Origin of the sequence: Ralstonia sp. TCR112 (genome assembly GCF_007997035.1) — a bacterium.
In the GTDB taxonomy this organism is placed as follows: domain Bacteria; phylum Pseudomonadota; class Gammaproteobacteria; order Burkholderiales; family Burkholderiaceae; genus Ralstonia; species Ralstonia edaphi.
In genome coordinates this window covers 1-719 of sequence record NZ_VOSS01000156.1, presented here as the reverse complement: position 1 = coordinate 719, position 719 = coordinate 1, and the positions used below count along the sequence as shown (strand labels likewise).

1 pseudogene is annotated in these 719 nt (G+C 66.2%); it reads right to left on the bottom strand.

Annotated elements, in window-relative coordinates:
- Positions 1–719: pseudogene (locus tag FUT88_RS24775) on the bottom strand (sensor histidine kinase); the annotation flags it as partial.

Here is a 719-nt window from a genome sequence, read left to right as displayed (position 1 = left end):
TCGACGATGATCGTCACGCCGTGCGGCACGGTCTCGGTGATCGTCAGCCGCGCGTCGCCATCAAACAGGCGCGACAGACGTTCACGCACATGCGTGAGCCCCAGCCCGGAGCCCTTGGCACCGTCGTTGCCGAAGCCGACGCCCGTGTCGCGCACTTCCAGCACGAGGCGCTCGCCGTCATGGCCGGCAGCCAGGCGCGCAGACAGGGCGATCTCGCCGCCCTCGCGCGCGGGCTCGATGCCGTGCACCACGGCGTTTTCCACCAGCGGCTGAATCAGCATGGGCGGAATGACGATATTGGCGATGGCATCGTCCAGCGCCAATGAGAAACGCAGCCGATTGCCGAAGCGCAGCGCCTGGATGTCGAGATACGCGCGCAGCAGCGCAAATTCCTGCGCCAGCGTGCACTGCTCGGCGCGTGCGTGCGAAAGCGAACTGCGCAGAAAGCCGATCAAATGCTGCAGAAGGCGCGCGCGGCGGCCGGATCGCGCGCAATCAGCACATCGACGTGTGCCAGCGAGTTGAAGAGGAAGTGCGGCTCGATCTGCGCCTGCAGCGCCATCAACTGCGCACGCACCACCTGCTTCTCGGCCTCTTCACGCTCCAGCGCATCGAGCGCGGCCTGGCGCTGCAGTGCCGCGAGCTTGCCGCGCGACCAGTAGAAATACGTTGCGCCAAGTGCGGCCAGCATGGCGATGATGAAACTCATGCGCAGGCTG